This is a genomic window from Streptomyces sp. NBC_01551, assembly GCF_026339935.1.
Classification (GTDB): domain Bacteria; phylum Actinomycetota; class Actinomycetes; order Streptomycetales; family Streptomycetaceae; genus Streptomyces.
The window spans coordinates 2,945,900-2,961,835 of sequence record NZ_JAPEPX010000001.1 but is presented as its reverse complement, the minus strand read 5'-3'; the positions used below and the strand labels follow the sequence as shown (position 1 = coordinate 2,961,835).

16 protein-coding genes are annotated in these 15,936 nt (G+C 71.1%); 6 read left to right on the top strand and 10 right to left on the bottom strand.

Annotated features, from left to right (window positions below; translation table 11 throughout):
- Positions 1-75: 75 nt before the first annotated feature.
- Both OG982_RS13160 and OG982_RS13155 read left to right on the top strand, forming a co-directional pair.
- A complete protein-coding gene (locus OG982_RS13160) occupies positions 76-1,083 on the top strand; it encodes a bifunctional lytic transglycosylase/C40 family peptidase (protein ID WP_266791975.1) in 1,008 nt (335 codons plus the stop codon).
- A 202-nt stretch (positions 1,084-1,285) separates the two neighbouring features.
- Positions 1,286-1,990, top strand: coding sequence for a phosphatase PAP2 family protein (locus OG982_RS13155; RefSeq protein WP_266948568.1), 705 nt, complete (start codon positions 1,286-1,288; stop codon positions 1,988-1,990).
- A gap of 156 nt (positions 1,991-2,146) precedes the next feature.
- On the opposite strand, the gene OG982_RS13150 is transcribed toward OG982_RS13155, so the two are convergent.
- Together OG982_RS13150 and OG982_RS13145 are read right to left on the bottom strand one after the other, a co-directional pair.
- The gene (locus tag OG982_RS13150) at positions 2,147-2,380 is read right to left on the bottom strand and encodes a hypothetical protein (RefSeq protein WP_266787142.1); all 234 of its coding nucleotides are present in this window, start codon (positions 2,378-2,380) and stop codon (positions 2,147-2,149) included.
- A 76-nt stretch (positions 2,381-2,456) separates the two neighbouring features.
- The gene (locus OG982_RS13145; protein ID WP_266787144.1) at positions 2,457-2,684 is read right to left on the bottom strand and encodes a hypothetical protein; all 228 of its coding nucleotides are present in this window, start codon (positions 2,682-2,684) and stop codon (positions 2,457-2,459) included.
- Positions 2,685-2,815: 131 nt separating this feature from the next.
- Here OG982_RS13145 and OG982_RS13140 point away from each other — a divergent pair, with 131 nt between their 5' ends.
- Complete coding sequence (locus tag OG982_RS13140) at positions 2,816-3,688, top strand: hypothetical protein (protein WP_266787146.1); 873 nt, start codon at positions 2,816-2,818, stop codon at positions 3,686-3,688.
- A gap of 147 nt (positions 3,689-3,835) precedes the next feature.
- Positions 3,836-3,991 (top strand): hypothetical protein, encoded by a 156-nt coding sequence (locus OG982_RS13135; protein WP_164495869.1) that lies wholly within the window; start codon positions 3,836-3,838, stop codon positions 3,989-3,991.
- Between the two features lie 62 nt (positions 3,992-4,053).
- Here the strand turns inward: OG982_RS13135 and OG982_RS13130 are convergent, their stop codons facing one another.
- Positions 4,054-4,407 carry a metal-sensitive transcriptional regulator gene (locus OG982_RS13130; protein ID WP_266787148.1) on the bottom strand — a complete coding sequence of 118 codons (354 nt, stop codon included), beginning with the start codon at positions 4,405-4,407 and terminating at the stop codon, positions 4,054-4,056.
- A 203-nt stretch (positions 4,408-4,610) separates the two neighbouring features.
- Here OG982_RS13130 and OG982_RS13125 point away from each other — a divergent pair, with 203 nt between their 5' ends.
- Together OG982_RS13125 and OG982_RS13120 are read left to right on the top strand one after the other, a co-directional pair.
- The gene (locus tag OG982_RS13125) at positions 4,611-5,231 is read left to right on the top strand and encodes a DUF47 domain-containing protein (RefSeq protein WP_008742369.1); all 621 of its coding nucleotides are present in this window, start codon (positions 4,611-4,613) and stop codon (positions 5,229-5,231) included.
- Between the two features lie 5 nt (positions 5,232-5,236).
- Positions 5,237-6,235 (top strand): inorganic phosphate transporter, encoded by a 999-nt coding sequence (locus OG982_RS13120; protein ID WP_266787150.1) that lies wholly within the window; start codon positions 5,237-5,239, stop codon positions 6,233-6,235.
- A 163-nt stretch (positions 6,236-6,398) separates the two neighbouring features.
- On the opposite strand, the gene pstB is transcribed toward OG982_RS13120, so the two are convergent.
- The 7 genes from pstB to mshD all read right to left on the bottom strand — a co-directional run bounded on the left by pstB (position 6,399) and on the right by mshD (position 15,909).
- Positions 6,399-7,175, bottom strand: coding sequence for a phosphate ABC transporter ATP-binding protein PstB (pstB, locus tag OG982_RS13115; RefSeq protein WP_266787152.1), 777 nt, complete (start codon positions 7,173-7,175; stop codon positions 6,399-6,401).
- A gap of 29 nt (positions 7,176-7,204) precedes the next feature.
- Positions 7,205-8,287 carry a phosphate ABC transporter permease PstA gene (gene pstA / locus OG982_RS13110; RefSeq protein WP_266787154.1) on the bottom strand — a complete coding sequence of 361 codons (1,083 nt, stop codon included), beginning with the start codon at positions 8,285-8,287 and terminating at the stop codon, positions 7,205-7,207.
- Positions 8,287-9,276 carry a phosphate ABC transporter permease subunit PstC gene (gene pstC / locus OG982_RS13105; RefSeq protein ID WP_266787156.1) on the bottom strand — a complete coding sequence of 330 codons (990 nt, stop codon included), beginning with the start codon at positions 9,274-9,276 and terminating at the stop codon, positions 8,287-8,289. The genes pstA and pstC overlap by 1 nt, the downstream gene beginning before the upstream one ends.
- Positions 9,277-9,405: 129 nt before the next feature.
- Entirely contained in the window at positions 9,406-10,542 is a 1,137-nt protein-coding gene (gene pstS / locus OG982_RS13100) for a phosphate ABC transporter substrate-binding protein PstS (RefSeq protein ID WP_266787158.1), read from the bottom strand.
- Between the two features lie 908 nt (positions 10,543-11,450).
- The gene (locus OG982_RS13095) at positions 11,451-12,374 is read right to left on the bottom strand and encodes a CHAD domain-containing protein (RefSeq protein WP_266787160.1); all 924 of its coding nucleotides are present in this window, start codon (positions 12,372-12,374) and stop codon (positions 11,451-11,453) included.
- 4 nt (positions 12,375-12,378) lie between these two features.
- Complete coding sequence (locus OG982_RS13090; protein WP_266787162.1) at positions 12,379-14,643, bottom strand: RNA degradosome polyphosphate kinase; 2,265 nt, start codon at positions 14,641-14,643, stop codon at positions 12,379-12,381.
- A 336-nt stretch (positions 14,644-14,979) separates the two neighbouring features.
- Complete coding sequence (mshD, locus tag OG982_RS13085) at positions 14,980-15,909, bottom strand: mycothiol synthase (protein WP_266787164.1); 930 nt, start codon at positions 15,907-15,909, stop codon at positions 14,980-14,982.
- Between the last annotated feature and the right edge of the window lie 27 nt (positions 15,910-15,936).

Here is a 15,936-nt window from a genome sequence, read left to right as displayed (position 1 = left end):
GGAAGTGACGACACGGACATTTCGCAGCCGAAAACTGCGGGCATGGGGGAGGGTTGACGGGTGCGCAGATTCTGGATGGCAGGCGGAATCGGGATCGGGCTGTGCCTCGGCTTCCTCGTACTGCTCGTGGTCGGTACGTATTCGGCCGCGGCGGGACTGGCGGGAGCCCGGGGCGGTGGCCAGGCGGTCGGCCTCGTGAAGGGGGCCGTACCGGGCAAGTACCAGGCGCTGGTGCAGAAGTGGGGCACCCTGTGCCCGGCCATCAGCCCGCCGCTGCTCGCCGCCCAGCTCTACTCGGAGAGCGGCTGGAACCCGACGGCCGTCAGCCCGGCGGACGCGCGCGGCATCGCGCAGTTCATCCCCGGTACTTGGGCGGGCCACGGCATCGACGGCGACGGTGACGGCGACCGCGACATCTGGGACCCCAACGACGCGATCCCGTCGGCGGCTTCGTACGACTGCGAGCTGGCCAAGGACGTGGCGCGGGTGCCGGGCGACGCGACGAAGAACATGCTCGCGGCCTACAACGCCGGTGCGTACGCGGTCATCAAATATGGCGGGGTGCCGCCGTACAAGGAGACCCAGGGGTACGTGAAGACGATCACGACCCTGGCGCAGAGCTTCGCGAAGCCGGTCGGCCGGGTCGCGCCGTCCCAGCAGGCCGCCGGGGCCATCTACTTCGCGCAGAAGCAGCTCGGCACCCCGTACCTGTGGGGCGGCAACGGAACGCCCGACCAGGACGGTCGGTTCGACTGCTCGGGGCTGACGAAGGCCGCGTACGAGACGGTGGGGATCGAGCTGCCGCGCGTCGCCAACGACCAGTACAACGCGGGGGCGCACCCCTCGCGGGCGGAACTGCTCCCCGGTGATCTGGTCTTCTTCTCCGACGATCTGACGAACTCCCGCGAGATCCGGCACGTCGGTCTCTACGTGGGCGGCGGCTACATGATCAACGCCCCCTACACGGGTGCGGTGATCCGCTTCGACAAGATCGACACACCCGACTACTTCGGTGCGACCCGTGTCACGAAGGACGGTGCGCAGGCCTTGCCCGAGCCCAAATCGGCGGCGAGGGCGTCTTGATGACTCTCCGTTAAGCGAAGGCCCTGAGCTGCGACGATGAGTCACTCTTCGATAACGTTGGAGTGATCATTCCGTGGAGAGTGGAACCCATCCTTCAGAACGGGCGTTCCATGGGCGTGGGGGTTGATCGACTGGGGCGAAGGGGCGCACACCGGGGTGCGCCCGCACGGGAACCCAGGTAAGGGCAAGGGGCCGCAATGCCGTGGCTGGACTCACAACCGGTGGGCCGAACGTGGACGTAAGCCTGCTGTACGGGATCAACGGGCTCTCCCGGCACGCCCCGAACGGGCTCGGCCGGGCGCTGGGCCTCATCGGCGAGTACGGGATCCTGCTGGCCCTGGTGCTGCTCGTGCTGTGGTGCTGGCGCGGCGCCCGGCGGCAGGACGAGGCCACGGCCGTCGAATCGTTCGCCGCGCTGGTCTGGGCCCCGCTCGGCGCCGGGATCGCCCTGCTCGTGAACGTCCCGCTGCGCGGGTTCGTCGGGCGGCCGAGGCCGTTTCGGCAGCACGCCGGGCTGGAGGTCCTCGAACCCGGCCTCTCCACGACCGACTTCTCCTTCGTCAGCGACCACGCCACCCTCGCGATGGCGCTCGGCGTCGGCCTGTTCATCGCGAACCGCAGGCTCGGCTTCATCGGGATCGGGCTGGCCCTCCTGGAGGGCGTCTGCCGTGTGTACATGGGCGTGCACTACCCGACGGACGTCATCGGCGGTCTCGCCCTCGGCACCGCCGTCGTCCTGCTCCTCGCGCCGGCGGCCATGGCGCTGCTGACCCCGGTGGTGCGCGCGGTGGCCCGCTCCCCGCGCGCCGGGCGGCTGGTACGGGCCAAGGACAGGGTGCTGGCCCAGCCGGTCGGACTGGCGCCGACACCGCCGCCGGGTGCGCACCAGAGCGACCTGGCCGCCTGACCGGGCCCCCTGACCGGGGGCCGCTCGGCCGGGCCGTGTAACCGGGCTCTCACGCGTGCGCGTACGCGTCCCATACGGCGAGCAGTACGGCGGCCAGCAGGCACAGCCCCGCCGCCCCGAAGCACAGCCGGATCGCCGCCGGGCGGGGGCGCGGGCTCACGTATCGCCGCCTTCCGCGCCCCGGCGGGTCTCACCCTCGTCGCGCCGGTAGCGGGACCGCAGCCACAGCCCGGTGGCGACGGCCGCGGCGGTGGTCAGCCCGACGGCCAAGGCCACGTCGGCCGGGCCGTCCGCCGTGCCCACGGGCCGGGCCCAGGCCGCGGCGGCCGGGGCGAGGGCGATGAGCAGGGCCCAGAGGAGGGCGGCGAGTCGAGGCGCGGGTCCTGGCATGAGTCCAGGGCATCCGCTCCGGGGCGGGTCGGCCAGCCGGGCCGTCCGAACGGGCTATCCACCGGCCGCCCGGCGGCTACCCCGCCGTGTGCCGGGTGGCGTCCTGGCGGGCCAGGTCGCGGGAGCGGCGGGCCGGGCCCTTCCAGCCGCAGGTGCAGACGGCCAGGCAGAACGACCCGCGCTCGGCGGTGCTCGTGGTGTGGCCGGTCGGAGGTGGGGCCTGCTGCCCGGGCTCCGCGTGCGTGCGCGGAAGCGGCAAGGGGGCAAGCGGAGGGATCAGCTGCGCCTTGGAATGCGGGTCCACGCCCCAACGGTACCCGGGTCCGGCGCGGCCCGGCGTGCCCCGGGCCCGTGACGGGAAACCCCGGACCTCGTTAAGCGGAGCGGGTGGGGGCCTCGGGCAAGCAGCGGTCATGCGTTGGGGGTTGGCAGGCGATGGTGGTGCACCAGCACAGGCGGCGGCGAATGCGTGCGGGTGGGGTGGTGCTCGCGGTCGGCGTGGCCGTCACCATGGCCGCGATCGCCGGGTGCGGCGGCGGAGCGGCGGGAGCGGACGCGGGCGCGGAGGTCGGCGCGAGCGCCGGCGGCGACGGCCGGCCCCCGGGGGACCCGGGCGAGGCGGTGCGCGGAGCCGCCGACGCGCTGGCGGCGACCGGCAGCGCGCGGGCCCGTACGGCGATGGAGATGGCCACCGGCGGCACCCGCGTCACGATCCGGGGCGAGGGCGGGGTCGACTTCAAGAAGCGGATGGGCCAGCTCCTGGTGATGCTCCCCGCCGACGCGGCGGGCAAGGATGAGCACCGGCCGATCACCGAGCTCCTCGTCCCCGGCGCCCTCTACATGAAGAACCGGGGCGCGGGCGTGCCCGACGACAAGTGGGTCCGCGTCGACACCACGACGCTCGGGGACGGGAACCTCGTCACGGGCGGGGCCACCGACCCGCTGGCGGCGGCCGAGCTGCTGCGCGGCGCGCAGGAGGTGACGTACGTGGGGGAGACCGAGGTGGCGGGCGCCAAGGTGCGGCACTACCGGGGCACCACCGACATCGGACGGGCCGCGCGCAGCGCCTCGCCGGATGTCAGGGCGACGCTGGAGGCGGCGGCGAAAGGGTTCAGCAAGGACTCCGTGCCGTTCGACGCCTACCTCGACGAGGAGGGCCGGCTGCGGAAGGTCCGGCACCGTTTCACCTACGAGAACAATGGCGTGATCGATGTCTCCTCGACGACGCTGCTCTACGGGTTCGGGACTCCGGTGACCGTCGTATTGCCCCCAAGCGGGGACATTTACGCCGGGAAGATCGCCGACTAGTCGCCGAGATGGGTCTAGACCAGTGCGATCGGGTCATGGTCCGGTATCCGGAAATGGTCCATCCGTGTCATGCGCGCAGCGACCCGCGCTCCCTACGCTGAGAAGCCGAGCGCCGACGACCGATGGCGGCGGGAAGAGGTGACACGCGTGACTCCCGGAGGCGGTACGACGGTGCAGGATTTCGTGGCCCTCGCCGAGATCGAGCTGTGCGGTGAGCTGATCATCGCGGCCTCCACGGCGGACGAGGAGCGGCTCAGCCAGGACCGGATCGACGAGGTGCTGATGGTCGGCGTCAGCCGCTAGCCGGTGACACGGCGCGGGCGACGGGCGCGGGACGGGCGGGGGCCGGGCCCCCGCGGGCCCCCTCAGGTCCGCAGCAGTCGGGCGATCGCCTTCGTGGCCTCCTCGACCTTGGCGTCGATCTCCGCGCCGCCCTTGACCGCAGCGTCGGCGACGCAGTGCCGCAGGTGCTCCTCCAGCAACTGGAGCGCGAAGGACTGCAGTGCCTTCGTGCTCGCCGAGACCTGCGTGAGTATGTCGATGCAGTAGACGTCCTCGTCGACGAGCCGCTGCAGGCCCCGGATCTGGCCCTCGATCCGGCGCAGTCGCTTGAGGTGCTCGTCCTTCTGGTGGTGGTACCCGTGCACCGCCTTGCCCTGGGTCTCCTCGGGGGCCGCGCCGACGCCGGCTCCGGAGCCCTCCGCCTCGATGGTCGTCATGAGTCCTCCCGTGGTCCGGAATGAGGGATGCATACCCCTCATGGGTATAGGTTACGTCGCCCCGCCGTCCGGGCAGGGGCCCGTGCGGCCCACTGTGCCTGATGGAGGACACTGGGGAATTGCCGGGAACCGCCGGTTAGCCCTCGCCGGGGGTTGCGCCTAGCATCAGCCTGACCGAATCCAATGCACCCCGAGGACCTCACGTGCGATTTCGTCTGACCCCCAGGGAGACGAGCTTCTACGACATGTTCGCCGCATCCGCGGACAACATCGTCACGGGCTCCAAGCTCCTGATGGAACTGCTCGGAGCGGATTCCTCCGCCCGGGCCGAGATCGCGGAGCGGATGCGGGCAGCGGAGCACGCGGGGGACGACGCCACCCACGCGATCTTCCACCAGCTGAACTCCTCTTTCATCACGCCGTTCGACCGCGAGGACATCTACAACCTGGCCTCGTCGCTCGACGACATCATGGACTTCATGGAGGAGGCGGTCGACCTGGTCGTCCTCTACAACGTGGAGGAGCTCCCCAAGGGCGTCGAGCAGCAGATCGAGGTGCTGGCGCGGGCGGCCGAGCTGACCGCCGAGGCCATGCCCCACCTGCGCACGATGGACAACCTGACCGAGTACTGGATCGAGGTCAACCGCCTCGAGAACCAGGCCGACCAGATCCACCGCAAGCTGCTCGCCCAGCTCTTCAACGGCAAGTACGACGCCATCGAGGTGCTCAAGCTCAAGCAGATCGTCGACGTGCTCGAAGAGGCGGCCGACGCGTTCGAGCACGTCGCGAACACGGTGGAGACCATCGCGGTCAAGGAGTCCTGAACCTCGTGGACACCTTCGCTCTGATCGTGACCATCGGTGTCGCGCTCGGTTTCACGTACACCAACGGTTTCCACGACTCGGCGAACGCGATCGCGACCTCGGTCTCGACCCGCGCGCTGACCCCGCGTGCCGCCCTCGCGATGGCCGCGGTGATGAACCTCGCCGGAGCCTTCCTGGGCAGCGGCGTGGCCAAGACGGTCAGCCAGGGGCTCATCGAGACGCCGACGGGCGACAAGGGGATGTGGATCCTCTTCTCCGCCCTGGTCGGCGCGATCGTCTGGAACCTGATCACCTGGTACTTCGGCCTGCCGTCGTCCTCCTCGCACGCGCTCTTCGGCGGCATGGTCGGGGCGGCGCTGGCGGGCGGGATCGCCGTCATCTGGTCGGGCGTGCTCGACAAGGTCGTCATCCCCATGTTCCTGTCACCCATCGTCGGCCTGATCGTCGGCTACCTGGTGATGGTCGCCATCATGTGGATGTTCCGCCGCTCCAACCCGCACAAGGCCAAGCGCGGCTTCCGGATCGCCCAGACCGTCTCGGCGGCCGCGATGGCCCTCGGCCACGGCCTGCAGGACGCCCAGAAGACGATGGGCATCGTGGTGATGGCCCTGGTCATCGCCGACGTCCAGACCTCCGACGCCCCGATTCCGGTGTGGGTCAAGATCGCGTGCGCCGTGATGCTGTCGCTCGGCACCTACGCCGGTGGCTGGCGCATCATGCGCACCCTGGGCCGCAAGATCATCGAGCTCGACCCGCCGCAGGGCTTCGCGGCCGAGACCACCGGTGCCTCGATCATGTACACCGCGTCCTACCTGTACCAGGCGCCGATCTCCACCACCCACGTCATCACCTCGGCGATCATGGGCGTGGGCGCGACGAAGCGGGTCAACGCGGTCCGCTGGGGCGTCGCCAAGAACATCATCCTCGGCTGGTTCATCACCATGCCGGCCGCGGCGCTCGTCGCGGCACTCAGCTTCTGGATCGTGGACCTGGCCGTCGGCTAGTACCACGAGGACCGGCGCGGCCTACGAGGACCAGCGCCGCGGCGTGAAGACGAAAGCGGGCCGGCTCCCCCCACCCAGGGGGAGCCGGCCCTTTTCTTTCGTCTTGCGGTGGCACCGCCATGCAGCACCGCAGGACGTTCAGCACATCCGCGGGGGTCCGGGTTTAACCGAAGCGGCCCGAGATGTAGTCCTCGGTGGCCTGGACGGACGGGTTGGAGAAGATCCGCTCCGTGTCGTCCAGTTCGATGAGCTTGCCGGGCTGGCCGACGGCCGAGAGGTTGAAGAAGGCCGTGCGGTCCGAGACGCGGGCCGCCTGCTGCATGTTGTGCGTCACGATGACGATCGTGAAGCGCTCCTTCAGCTCGCCGATCAGGTCCTCGATGGCGAGGGTGGAGATCGGGTCCAGGGCCGAGCAGGGCTCGTCCATCAGCAGGACCTCCGGCTCGACCGCGATGGCGCGGGCGATGCACAGACGCTGCTGCTGGCCGCCGGAGAGGCCGGAGCCCGGCTTGTTCAGGCGGTCCTTGACCTCGTTCCAGAGGTTGGCGCCCTTGAGCGAGCGCTCCACGATCTCCGAGAGCTCGGACTTCTTGAAGCTGCCGTTCAGGCGCAGGCCCGCCGCCACGTTGTCGAAGATCGACATGGTGGGGAACGGGTTCGGGCGCTGGAAGACCATGCCGACCGTGCGGCGGACCGCGACGGGGTCCACGTTCGCGCCGTACAGGTTCTCGTCGTCCAGCATCACCTTGCCCTCGACGCGGCCGCCGGGGGTGACCTCGTGCATGCGGTTCAGGGTGCGCAGGAAGGTGGACTTGCCGCAGCCGGACGGGCCGATGAAGGCGGTCACGGAGCGGGGCTCCACGGTCATCGAGATGTCATCGATGGCCTTGTGGCTGCCGTAGAAGGCGGACAGTCCGCTGACGTCGATTCGCTTCGCCATGAGGGGTCACTTCGCTTTCATTGGTCGCGTCAGCGACCGGTCTTCGGGGCCTTCCAGCGGGCGATGCCGCGGGCCACCAGATTGAGGATCATGACGAAGGCGATCAGGACGAGCGCTGCTGCCCATGCCCGGTCGTAGGAGGCGTCACTGCCGACCTTGTACTGCTCCCAGATGTACAGCGGGAGCGAGGACTGAGCACCTTCGAAGGGGTTGCCGTTGATCAGCTGGGTACCGAAGACCAGCAGCATGATCGGCGCGGTCTCACCGGCGATGCGGGCGACGGCCAGCATGACACCGGTGGCGATGCCGCCGATGGCGGTGGGGAGCACGACCTTGAGGATCATGCGCCACTTCGGCACGCCGAGGGCCAGCGCGGCCTCGCGCAGCTCGTTCGGGACGAGCTTGAGCATCTCCTCGGTGGAGCGGACCACGACGGGCATCATCAGGATCGACAGGGCCATCGAGCCGGCGAAGCCGGACGGGCCGAAGCCGAGCGCCAGGTTCCACGTCGTGAGGATGAACAGGCCCGCGACGATGGAGGGGATGCCGGTCATGACGTCGACGAAGAAGGTCACGGCCTTGGCGAGCGAACCCCGGCCGTACTCGACCAGGTAGACGGCGGTCAGCAGGCCGATCGGCGCGGCGATCGCGGTGGCCAGGGCGACCTGCTCGATGGTGCCGAGCAGCGCGTGGTAGACGCCGCCGCCCTCCTCGAAGCTGGTGACGCCGTTCATCGAGTGGCTGAGGAAGTCCCCGGAGAGGGCCTCCATGCCGCGGCTGACGGTGGTCCAGATCAGCGAGAGCAGCGGGACGACCGCGAGGACGAAGCAGACCCACACGAGGGAGGTCGCGATGCGGTCCTTGGCCTGGCGTCGGTTCTCGACGACCGCGCTGGCGGTGTACGTGATCCCGACGAACATGATGGCGGCGATCAGGCCCCACTGGACCTTGCTGTGGAGGTCGGCGGCGAGGCCGATGCCGCAGCCGAGGGCGATCGAGAGGGCCGCGATGCCGGCCGGGGCCCAGCGCGGCAGGCCGCCTCGGGTCAGGCCGGCGGGGGCGGCGGACTTCGGGGCCCGGGCGGGCCGCTGGTCCTGGAGTGCGTGGCTCATCAGGCGTTCGCCCCCGAGAAGTCCTTGCGACGGGCGATGATCAGCCGGGCGGCGCCGTTGACCAGCAGGGTGAGCAGGAAGAGCACGAGGCCGGAGGCGATCAGGGCGTCGCGGCCGAACTCGTTGGCCTCGTCGAACTTCGCTGCGATGTTCTGCGCGAACGTGCCGCCACCCGGGTCCAGGATGTGGCCGGAGATCAGGAAGCTCGGGGAGAGGACGGTCGCCACGGCCATGGTCTCGCCGAGCGCGCGGCCGAGGCCCAGCATCGAGGCGGAGATGACACCGGAGCGGCCGAAGGGCAGCACCGACATGCGGATGACCTCCCAGCGGGTCGCGCCGAGGGCCAGGGCGGCCTCCTCGTTCATGCGCGGGACCTGCAGGAAGACCTCGCGGCTGACGCTGGTCACGATCGGCAGGATCATGATCGCGAGCAGGATGCCGACGGTGAAGAGGGAGCGCGCGACGCCGACCTGGGTCTTGTCGAAGACGTAGGTCCAGCCCATGTACTCGTCGAGCCAGAGGTTCAGGCCGGCGAGCTGCGGGACGAGGAAGAGGGCGCCCCAGATGCCGTAGATGATCGACGGCACGGCGGCCAGCAGGTCGACCACGTAGGCGAGGGGGGCGGCCAGCTTGCGCGGCGCGTAGTGCGAGATGAACAGGGCGATGCCGACAGCGATCGGAACCGCGATGGCCATCGCGATGATCGAGCTGACGATCGTGCCGAAGAGCAGGACGGCGATGCCGAAGACGGGGGGAGTGGCGGACGCGTTCCAGTCGAAGGTGGTGAGGAAGTTGCCCTCGTTCTTCGACAGTGCGATCGACGCGCGGTAGGTGAGGAAGACGGCGATCGACGCCATGATCACCAGGAGCAGGATGCCGGAGCCCTTGGAGAGCCCCGCGAAGATCTTGTCACCGGCGCGGCCGGTGGACCTTCCGCTCTTGGAGACAGGCGGAGCCGTGTCTATCTGGGTGGGTGTGGTGGAAGCCATGATCTTTCCGGTCTGGATGGGGGGCTGGCCCCCTGGCGGCGGTGCACCGGATCCCCCGGGTGGAGGGGGAGGGTCCCCGGGCCCGTCCGCCCCGGACGGGGGGCGGACCGGACCACGAGGCTTCAGTGATTAGCTCAGCGACTTGATGGCTTCGCGGACCTTGGTGTTGATCTCGGCCGGGATCGGGGCGTAGCCGTTCTCGGAGAGGACCTTCTGGCCCGCGTCGGACGCGGTGTAGTTCAGGAAGGACTTCACGGTCGGAAGCGTCTCGGCCTTGTTGCCCTTGTCGCAGACGATCTCGTACGTGACGAGGACGATCGGGTACGCACCCTCGGCCTTGGTCGCGTAGTCCAGCTTAAGAGCCAGGTCGTTGCCCGTCCCGGCGACCTTCGCGGCGGCGATGGCCTTCGAGGCGGTCTCGGAGGAGGCCTTGACCGGGGCGGCGGCACCGGTGTTCAGGTCGACCGTCTTGATGCCCTGGGCGCTGGCGTAGGAGAGCTCGAAGTAACCGATCGCGCCGTCGACCTGCTTGACCTGGGTGGCGACACCCGCGGAGCCGGAGGCGCCGAGACCGCCCGGGGCCGGCCACTTCTTCGCGGCCTCGTACGGCCAGGCGTCACCGGCGGTGGCCTTCAGGTACTTGCCGAGGTTCTCGGTGGTGCCGGAGTCCTCGGAGCGGTGGAAGTGCTGGATCGCGGTCGAGGGAAGCGTGACGCCGGGGTTCAGCTTCTTGATCGCCTCGTCGTCCCACTTCTTGATCTTGTCGTTGAAGATGTTGGCGATCGTGGCGGCGTCGAGGTTCAGCTTGTCCACGCCGGCGACGTTGAAGCCGAGGGCGATCGGGCCGCCGACCATCGGCAGGTTGATGCCCTGGCCGCCGGTGCAGATCTTCTTCGACTCCTCGACGGCCTCGGGCTTCAGCGCGGAGTCCGAGCCGGCGAAGCCGACGGTGCCCTGGTTGAAGGCGACGATGCCCTCACCGGAGGAGGAGGACTTGTAGTTGACCTCGACGCCGGGGCAGGCGGCCATGTAGGCCTTGACCCACAGGTCCACGGCGTTCTTCTGGGCGGAGGAGCCGGAGGCGAGCAGCTTGCCCTTGGCGTCGTCGCACTTGACGTCGCCGGCGGCGGGGGCCGAGGCCTTGGTCGAGCCGTCGGCGGCCTTGGTGTTGTCGTCCGAGCCGCACGCCGTGAGGACCAGGGCGCCGGACACGACAAGCGCCCCGAGGGCGGAGGCACGAAGCATGTTCTTGCGCTGAAGCTTCACTTTCGGGTGTTCCTTCCAGAAGCCGCCGGCCGCTTTCTGTATCGGGGCGGCGTGCGAAGAGGACTACGGGGTGCTGTGGTGCGGGCCGTGCCTTTTCTGCCCGGGTCGCACCGTGCACTGCCGAAATTAGGCAGATCAGGTGAAGCGGTCGACGGGGGTTGGTTAACGGATGGTGAACCGTGGCGGACGGCATGGTGCGGGTGGGGGGTTTTGTGTCGGGGCGACATCTGGCGTTGTCCCGCCGTTATCGGGGCGTGACCTTTCGCGTCGGGCCGGGCCGGTCCCTCTGGGGTGGGGTGGGGTGGGGCGGGTGGCTGGAACCCGTCGGTTCGGGGGCGCTGCGCGGGCTGCTCCCCGCCCCGCCCTTCCTCCGTTCCCCGGGCTCTGCCCGGACCCGGTCCTCAAACGCCGGACGGGCTGGAGGGTGCCGGGGCTCCGGCCCCGGACCCACCCCGCGCCTCAAGCGCCGGAGACGCCGTGCGGCGCCGTTGCCAGGGGGCTCTGCCCCCGGACCCCCGCGCCTCAAACGCCGGCGGGGCTGAATGGGGCGGCGGGCTGGATGAGGCCGTGGGGCTGGGCGGGGCCGCGGGGTCCGGGGGAGTTCGCCCCGGGGCGCGGGCGCGGGCATGGGGCGCTGGCCCGGGGCCCTGGGCTTGAAGGCCAGTGGGGCGCGGGGTCCTGGGCTTGAGGGCCAGTGGGGTGTGGGGGCCGGGGCTTGAGGGCCGGTGGGGCGTGGGGCCCTGGGCTGGAGGGCCAGGTGGGGGCCGGGGCTTGAGGGCCAGCGGGGTGTGGGGGCCGGGGCTTGAGGGCCGGTGGGGCGCGGGCCAGTGGGGTGTGGGGGCCGGGGGTTGGGCCGGCGAGGTGGGGCCCGTTGGGCCGGCGGGGTGGGGGCCCGCCGGGCCGTGGGGTTAGACCGGGGCCGGTTGCCAGAGGTCCTGGAAGGTGGTGCGGGCCGATTCGACCTCGTGGCGTTGGTCCGCGTGCAGGACGCCGAGGGCGTAGGCCGTGGCCGGGGCGATGCGGGGGGTGCGGGCCGCCGTCGCCGAGGCGGTGGCCGCCTCGGCGGCGTCCCGGTGGCGGTCCAGGGCGTGGCCCGCCGCCGTGAGGCGGGTGACGTCCTCGCCCAGCGCCTCCCGCGCGTACCGGTGGACCCGCAGCAGCCGGCGTACCTCGTGCCAGGCCCCGTCCTCGTGCGGGGAGTACGGGGTGCCCGCCGGGAGGGGGAGCGCGGCGACCGCCGCCGACAGGCGGGTTTCGGCCACCGCCGCCAGCGGGATCAGCACCTCGTCCACCCGCCCGCGCGCCGCGACCGCGTCCAGCGGGACCTCCGAGGCCAGTACCGCCACCGCGTCCGCGACCGCGTGGAAGCGGGAGGAGCCGAGCGCCTGGAGCGTCGCCGAGTGGGCCCTGGTACGGGCCAGCGTCAGCTGGCGCTCCAGCAGGGCGCCCGCCCGCGCCGAGCCCACCGTCAGCGCGCCCGCCGTACCGCCCCGCGGGGCCGGCAGCTCGGGCGTGCCCGAGAGCCGGTGCAGGGCGTCCATCAGGCGCCGCAGCCGGGCCGCGTAGGCGTGCTCGTCGGCCAGGGTCGACGACAGCCACACCAGCTCGGTGCGCAGCCCGTCGGCCCAGGCGGAGTCGGTCACCCCCCGGAACGTGGCGAGCGAGCCCGAGATCCGGCGCGCGGCCCCCCGCAGGCCGCGCGCCGCCTCGGTGCCCTCCGCCGAGTCGGAGCCGTTCGCCCCGCTCTCCTCGTGCACCCGCAGCGCGCGCAGGAAAGCGGTGGCCTGGGCGCGCAGGTACGCGCCGAGCACGTCGCCTGCGGTACCTGCCATAAGGTCATGGTTTGGCTGAGCCACGCCGGCGCCTCCGGGCGTCTATGAGCATCTCCTGTACGTGCCGCAGCGGTTGGCCCTCGGCGTCGGTGCTGTGCCGGGTCCATTCGCCGTCCGGCCCGAGGTGCCAGGAGGACGTCGCGTCGGACATGCCCGTCTCCAGCAGCCGGTCCAGTGACGCACGGTGGGCGGGGTCGGCGACCCTGACCAGCGCCTCGATGCGGCGGTCGAGGTTGCGGTGCATCATGTCGGCGCTGCCGATCCACACCTCGGGTTCGCCGCCGTTGCCGAAGGCGAAGACCCGGGAGTGTTCCAGGAAGCGGCCGAGGATCGAGCGGACCCTGATGTTGTCCGACAGCCCGGGGACGCCGGGGCGCACGGCGCAGATGCCGCGGACCCAGATGTCGACGGGGACTCCCGCCTGGGAGGCCCGGTAGAGGGAGTCGATGAGGGCCTCGTCGACGATCGAGTTCATCTTCAGGCGCACGTACGCGGGGCGGCCGGCCCGGTGGTGGTCGGCCTCCTTGTCGATCCGCGCGATCAGCCCGTCGCGCAGCGAGCGCGGGGCGACGATCAGCCGGCGGTAGGTCTCGCGGCGCGAGTAGCCGGACAGCCGGTTGAAGAGGTCGGAGAGGTCCGCGCCGACCTGCGGGTCGGCGGTGAGCAGGCCGAGGTCCTCGTACAGGCGGGCGGTCTTGGGGTGGTAGTTGCCGGTGCCGACGTGCGAGTAGCGGCGCAGCGTGTCGCCCTCCTGGCGCACGACGAGCGACAGCTTGCAGTGGGTCTTGAGGCCCACCAGGCCGTAGACGACGTGGCAGCCGGACTCCTCCAGCTTGCGGGCCCACTTGATGTTGGCCTGCTCGTCGAAGCGGGCCTTGATCTCGACGAGGACGAGGACCTGCTTGCCGGACTCGGCGGCGTCGATCAGGGCGTCGACTATGGGGGAGTCGCCGGAGGTCCGGTACAGCGTCTGCTTGATCGCGAGGACGTCCGGGTCGGCGGCGGCCTGCTCCAGGAAGGCCTGCACCGAGGTGGAGAAGGAGTCGTACGGGTGGTGCAGCAGGACGTCGCGCTCGCGCAGCGCCGCGAAGATGTCGGGCGCCGACGCGGATTCCACCTCGGCGAGGTCGCGGTGCGTGCCGGCGACGAACTTCGGGTACTTCAGCTCGGGCCGGTCCAGTGAGGAGATTCCGAAGAGGGCGGTCAGGTCCAGTGGCCCGGGCAGCGGGTACACCTCGGCGGCGGACACCTTGAGCTCCTGCACGAGGAGGTCCAGGACGCCGGGGTCGATGGACTCCTCGACCTCCAGGCGCACCGGCGGGCCGAAGCGGCGCCGCATGAGCTCCTTCTCCAGGGCCTGGAGCAGGTTCTCGGCGTCGTCCTCCTCGACTTCGAGGTCCTCGTTGCGGGTCACGCGGAACATGTGGTGCGCGAGCACCTCCATGCCGGGGAAGAGCTCTTCCAGGTGCGCGGCGATGACGTCCTCCAGCGGGACGTAGCGCTGCGGCGAAGCCTCCAGGAAGCGCGACAGGAGCGGCGGGACCTTGACCCGGGCGAAGTGGCGGTGGCCGCTGACGGGGTTGCGCACGACGACGGCCAGGTTCAGCGAGAGGCCCGAGATGTACGGGAAGGGGTGCGCGGGGTCCACGGCCAGCGGGGTCAGCACCGGGAAGATCTGGTTCCGGAACAGCGTGAAGAGGCGGGCCTGCTCCTTCTCGGTGAGGTCGGGCCACCGGATGAGGTGGATGCCCTCCTCGGCGAGCTGCGGGGCGATGTCCTGCTGGTAGCAGGCGGCGTGCCGGGCCATGAGCTCGCGGGAGCGGGTCCAGATCAGGTCCAGCACCTCGCGGGGCTGGAGGCCCGAGGCGGACCGGGTGGCGACACCGGTCGCGATGCGGCGCTTGAGGCCGGCGACGCGGACCATGAAGAACTCGTCGAGGTTGCTCGCGAAGATCGCCAGGAAGTTGGCGCGCTCCAGCAGCGGGGTGGTCGGGTCCTCGGCGAGCTCCAGGACGCGCTCGTTGAAGGCGAGCCAGCTGCGTTCGCGGTCGAGGAAGCGGCCAGGGGGCAGCTCGCCGCCGTCCTTGTCCTCGTAGGCGTCCAGGTCGGCGTCGAGGTCGGGATTGAGATCGGCGTGGGGCCGGTGCGCGGCTATGGAACCGATGCGCGCGGTGGCGGAGGCCGAGGGCGACGCGGAGGCCGCGGCCGACGTGTGAGACGGGTGCTGCGCGGGGACCTCGGTGGGGCCGGCGCTGGACTTGTGGCTCATGACTCCATTCTTCCGCGCGCGCGGCAGGACAGGCGCGTCGGAAGTGTCGGCCGTCAGGCGGAGTCGGGGGTACATGGGGGGAGACTCGCAAGGCCGTCTTAATGCCCGGTTAATGGTGCATGGCTTCCAGGGTCCGGGTGGTGCACGAAATGCGGTGGCGGCAAGGCTCCCGCGCCCCCGATACGCCCAAATGGGTCCCCGCGCGCCGGGGCGGCACCCGCCGGGGGCCCCTCCGGGCCGGATCCGGCTGGATCCCGTCCGGAACTGGACGGGATCCGGTCCGGAACTGGACGGGATCCGGTCCGGCGCCGGGCTGGATCCCGTCCGGTTCCGGGGTCAGCTTTCGGTGCGGTACATCAGGTCCACCTCGTGGGTGGCGAAGCCGAGCCCCTCGTACACCGCGAGCGCCGCCGGGTTGTCGGCGTCCACGTACAGCATCGCCGTCGGCATGCCGGCCGATTCGAGGTGGCGCAGGCCGATCGCGGTGAGGGCCTTGCCGAGGCCGCCGCCCTGGGCGCCGGGGCGCACGCCCACCACGTAGACCTCGCCGAGCCGGTCCGCGGCGTGGATCTTCGTCCAGTGGAAGCCGACGAGCTCCCCGTCGCGCTCGGCGAGGAAGAAGCCCTTCGGGTCGAACCACGGCTGCGCCATGCGGTCGTCCAGGTCCCGCTGCGTCAGCGCGCCCTGCTCGGGGTGGTGAGCGAAGGCGGCCGCGTTCGCCGCGAGCCAGGCCGTGTCGTCGGTTCCGGGCACGAAGGTACGGACCGTCACGCCGGCCGGGAGCGTCGGCTCGGGCAGCGGCGCCGCCTCCCCGCCGAGCGGGCGGCGCAGCTGGCGCAGCTCGCGGAAGAGGGTCAGTCCGAGCACCTGGGCGAGGTGGCGGGCGGCGGACTTGCCGCCGTGCGCCCACACCCGGATCCGCTTGCCGGAGGCGGCCAGCAGGGCCTGGCCGAGCGCCCGGCCGTGGCCGCGGCCGCGCAGCGCCGGGTGGATGACGAGCTCGGCGGCCGGCGCCTCCACCGGGTCGGTGTCCTCCAACTGCCCGTATCCGGCGAGGCGGCCGCCGTCGCTGAGCAGGAAGTGCCGGATCCCCTCGCGCGGCCCGCCGCGCAGCTGGAGGCGGCCCTGCTCGGACACGGCGGTGGTGCCGTCCGTGCGGGCCGCGTCCTCGATCAGGGCGAGGACGGACTGGGCCTGTTCCTCCGTCAGTTCGTCGAGGGTCACAATCTGCCGTCCCGGCTCGGGGTTCGCTGCTGCGTCAGTCATGCCACGAGCGTACGACCGTGACGGGTG